The organism is Mycobacterium sp. E740 (genome assembly GCF_001672895.1).
GTDB lineage: Bacteria > Actinomycetota > Actinomycetes > Mycobacteriales > Mycobacteriaceae > Mycobacterium.
In genome coordinates, this window is sequence record NZ_LZKP01000217.1 from 1 (window position 1) to 5,006 (window position 5,006).

Genomic DNA, 5,006 nt, shown 5'->3' on the forward strand with positions numbered 1-5,006 from the left:
GGGCATGCGCCGGACTGGGCGCCGCTGCCGGTGCAGTACGTCGACTACACGCTGTGGCAGCGTGAGCAGCTCGGCGATCTCGACGACCCCGACAGCCGCATCGCCGCGCAGCTGGCCTACTGGGAGCGGGCGCTGTCCGGCATGCCCGAGCAGCTGCAGTTACCCACCGACCGGCCCTACCCGCCGGTGGCCGACTACCGGGGAGCCTCGGTGGCGCTGGAGTGGCCGGCGGAGCTGCAGCAGCAGATCGACCGGGTCGCCCACGAGCACAACGCGACGACGTTCATGGTCGTCCAGGCCGCGCTGGCGGTGCTGCTCTCCAAGCTGAGCGCCAGCAACGACGTGGCCATCGGATTCCCGATCGCCGGCCGGCGCGACCCGGCGCTCGACAACCTGGTGGGCTTCTTCGTCAACACGTTGGTGCTGCGGGTCGAGGTGGCCGGAGCTTCGAGTTTCGCCGAGCTGCTCAGCGACGTCCGCACCCGCAGCCTTGCTGCCTACGAGCATCAGGATGTGCCGTTCGAGGTACTGGTCGAGCGGCTCAACCCGACGCGTTCGCTGACGCATCATCCGCTGGTCCAGGTGATGCTGGCCTGGCAGAACTTCGCCGGCCAGGGCAGCGGCCACGACCGGCTGGCACTGGGCGATCTGCAAGCCACACCGATACCCGCCGAAACCCGCACCGCGCGTACAGATCTGACGTTCGTACTGGGCGAGCAGTGGACCGCCGACGGTGAGCCGACGGGGATCTCCGGTGAGGTGGAGTTCCGTACCGACGTGTTCGACGCGGCGAGTGTCGAGGCGTTGATCGAGCGGTTGCAGCGGGTGTTGCTGACCTTGACCGCCGACCCGAACCGGCGGCTCGGGTGGGTGGACGTTCTCGACGAGACCGAAGGCGCTCGCCTGGACGGGTGGGGTAATCGCGGGGCGCTGGCTCGCCCGGCCCCGGCTTCGGTGTCGGTGTCGATTCCGGTGTTGTTCGCCGATCAGGCGGTGCGCACGCCGGAGGCGGTGGCGATCAGTTGCGAGGGCCGGTCGTGGACCTACCGCGAGGTGGATGAGGCCTCGAATCGGTTGGCGCACTTGCTGGTTGGCCGTGGTGCGGGTCCGGGTGAGCGGGTCGCGTTGTTGCTGCCGCGCTCCGGCGGGGCGGTCGTGGCGATGCTCGCGGTGCTCAAGGCCGGGGCGGCGTATCTCGCCATCGATGCCTCGCAGCCCGATGCGCGCGTCGGGTTCATGCTCGACGACGCCGCGCCGATCGCCGCGGTGAGCACTGCGCAGCTGAGCACGCGCCTGCAGGGGCGCGGGCTGGCGGTCATCGACATCGCCGACCCTGCTGTCGAGGCGGCGCCGGACGGCGCGTTGCCCACCCCGGGCGGTGACGATGTCGCGTATCTGATCTACACCTCGGGCACCACCGGTGTGCCCAAGGGCGTGGCGGTGCCCCATGCCAACGTGGTGCGGTTGTTGGACACGTTGAGCGCCGAGGTGCCCACCGCGGGGGTGTGGTCGCAGTGTCATTCGCTGGCGTTCGACTTCTCGGTGTGGGAGATCTGGGGCGCGCTGTTGGGCGGGGGCCGGCTGGTGGTGGCCCCGGATGCGGTGGTGCGGTCACCGCAGGAGTTGCACACGCTGCTGGCCGCCGAACAGGTCACGGTGTTGAGCCAGACGCCGTCGGCGTTCTACGCGTTGCAGGGCGCCGACGCCGCCGCGCCGGCCGGACAACTGGCGTTGCAGACGGTGGTCTTCGGCGGGGAAGCCCTTGAGCCGGCGCGACTTTCGGCGTGGTTGGACCGCCATCGCGGGCTGCCGCGGTTGTTGAACATGTACGGCATCACCGAGACGACGGTGCACGCGTCGCTGCGCGAGATCGTCGAATCCGATGTCGATTCGGCGGTGAGCCCGATCGGGGTGCCGTTGGCGCATCTGGGGTTCTTCGTCCTGGATGGCTGGTTGCGCCCGGTGCCGGCCGGGGTCATCGGTGAGTTGTACGTCGCCGGAGCCGGTCTGGCGTACGGGTATGTGGGCCGGGCGCCGTTGAGCGCGTCGCGGTTCGTGGCGTGTCCGTTCGCCGGGGGTGGGCAGCGGATGTACCGCACCGGGGATTTGGTGCGCTGGGCTGCCGACGGGCAGTTGCAGTACTTGGGGCGTGCCGATGAGCAGGTCAAGATCCGCGGGTATCGCATCGAGCTCGGGGAGATCCAGGCCGCGCTGGCCGCCTGTGACGGCGTCGCTCAGGCGGTGGTGATCGCGCGTGAGGACCGCCCGGGGGACAAGCGGCTGGTCGGCTACGTCACCGGGCAGGTCGAGTCGGCCGATGTCCGCGCCCAGGTGGGGCAGCGGTTGCCGGCCTACATGGTGCCCGCCGCCGTGGTGACGTTGGAGGCGTTGCCGCTGACGGTCAACGGCAAGATCGACAAGCGCGCCCTGCCCGCCCCGGAGTACAGCGACGCCGAACGCTATCGCGCCCCGGCCACGCTGACCGAGGAGATCCTGACGGGCATCTGCGCCCAGGTCCTCGGTGTCGACCGCGTCGGCGTCGACGACTCCTTCTTCGAGCTCGGCGGCGACTCCCTGTCGGCGATGCGCGTCATCGCCGCCATCAACAATTCCTTCGATTCCGGCCTCGCGGTGCGCGTGCTGTTCGAGGCGCCCACCGTGGCGCAGCTGGTGCACCGGATCGGCGCCGACGGCGGCGGGCTCGACCCGCTGCTGCCGGTGCAGCGCCCTGCCGTCGTGCCGTTGTCCTTCGCACAGAACCGGCTGTGGTTCATCGATCAGCTGCAAGGGCCCTCGCCGATCTACAACATGGCCGTGGCGTTGCGCCTGAGCGGGCGCCTCGACACCCACGCACTGGGTCAGGCGCTGGCCGATGTGGTGGGTCGCCACGAGAGCCTGCGCACCTTGTTCGTCGCACCCGAAGGCCTGCCACAACAACTCGTGGTGCCGGCCGCGCAGGCCGATTTCGGGTGGCAGGTCATCGACGCGACCGGATGGCCGGACGACCGGGTCAGTGAGGCCATCGATGCGGCAGCCCGCTACACATTCGACTTGGCAGCCGAGATCCCCTTGCGCGCAAGCCTTTTGCGAGTCGCTGACGACGAGCATGTGCTGGTTGCGGTGGTGCACCACATCGCCGCCGACGGGTGGTCGGTCACCCCGCTGGTCGCGGATCTGGGTGCGGCGTACGCCAGCCGCAGTGCCGGGCAGGCGCCGGGCTGGGACCCGCTGCCCGTGCAGTACGTCGACTACACGATCTGGCAGCGCGAACAGCTGGGCGACATCGACGACCCGGAAAGCCGCATCGCCACGCAGCTGACCTACTGGGAGCAGGCGCTGGCCGGGATGCCCGAGCAGCTGCAGTTGCCGACCGACCGTCCCTATCCGCCGGTCGCCGACTATCGCGGAGCCCGTGCGACCGTCGAGTTCTCGGCCGAGCTGCAGCAGCGGGTCACCCAGCTGGCCTACGCGCACAACACCACCACGTTCATGGTCATGCAGGCCGCCCTCGCGATGCTGCTCTCCAAACTGGGCGCCAGCAGCGATGTCGGCATCGGGTTCGCGATCGCCGGTCGTGGCGACGCCGCGCTCGACGAGTTGGTGGGCTTCTTCGTCAACACGCTGGTGCTGCGGGTCGAGCTGACCGGGGACCCCACCGTCGCCGAGTTGCTGGGCCAGGTGCGCGCGCGCAGCCTGGCAGCCTACGAGCACCAGGACGTGCCGTTCGAGGTACTGGTGGAGCGGCTCACCACCACGCGGTCGCTGACTCATTCGCCGCTGGTGCAGGTCCTCTTGGCCTGGCAGAACTTCGCGGGTCAGGACAGCGACCACGTCGGGCTCGCCCTGGGCGATCTGGATGTCGCGCCGCTTCCGGTCGACACGCGCACCGCCCGCATGGATCTGACCTTCTCGCTGGGTGAGCACTGGAGCGAGGACGGCGCGCCCGCCGGCATCCGCGGCGACGTCGAGTACCGCACCGACGTGTTCGACGCTGCCACCATCGAGGCGCTGATCGAGCGACTGGAGCGGGTGGTGGAGGCGATGACCGCCGAGCCCGACCAGCGATTGTCGTCGGTGGATGTGCTCGACGAAGCTGAGCACGCTCGGGTGGACAGCTGGGGTCACCGTGCGGCGTTGGCGCAGGCGCCCGCCGGGCAGTCGATCCCCGGGGTGTTCGCCGGGCAGGTGGCTCGCACACCGGAGGCGGTGGCGCTGGGTGACGGCCAACGCTCGTGGACGTATCGCGAACTGGACGAGGCCGCCAATCGGCTGGCCCATCTGTTGGCTGCCCACGGCGCCGCACCCGGCAAGAGCGTGGCGCTGCTGCTGCCCCGATCGGCCGAGGCGATCGTGTCGATCCTCGCCGTGCTGAAGACCGGTGCGGCGTATCTGCCGATCGATCCGGCCCTGCCGGCGGCGCGCATCGAGTTCATGGTCGCCGATGCCGCACCGGTCGCTGCGGTCACCACGACGGCGACGGCCGATCGGCTCGACGGCTTGGGCGTGCGGATCGTGGCGGTGGATGACGAGCGGCTGCGGGACGCGCCGGTGACTGCGTTGCCGCTGCCGGCACCTGATGACATCGCGTATTTCATCTACACCTCGGGTACGACCGGTGTGCCGAAAGGCGTTGCGGTCGAACACCGCAACGTGACCCAGTTCGTGGCGGCGGCCAATGCCGAGGTGACGGCACGGCGGGTGTGGTCGCAGTGGCACTCGTTGTCGTTCGACGTCTCGGTGTGGGAGATCTTCGGGGCGTTGTTGCACGGCGCGCGGCTGGTGGTGGTGCCCGAACAGGTCGCCGGTTCCCCCGAGGACCTGCACGCCTTGCTGGTTGCCGAAGGCGTCGAGGTGTTGTGTCAGACCCCGTCGGCGGCGGCGATGCTGTCGGCGGAGGGGTTGGCCGCGACGACGTTGATGGTGGCCGGTGAGGCGTGCCCGACGGAGTTGGTGGACCGGTGGGCGCCGGGGCGCACGATGATCAACGCCTACGGTCCGACCGAGGC

Annotated in this window: 1 protein-coding gene; it reads left to right on the plus strand. The window is 69.9% G+C overall.

Annotated features, from left to right (window positions below; translation table 11 throughout):
• Window positions 1–5,006 (plus strand): non-ribosomal peptide synthetase (locus tag A5663_RS21135; protein ID WP_156744595.1); only part of this gene is annotated, 5,006 nt, incomplete at both ends.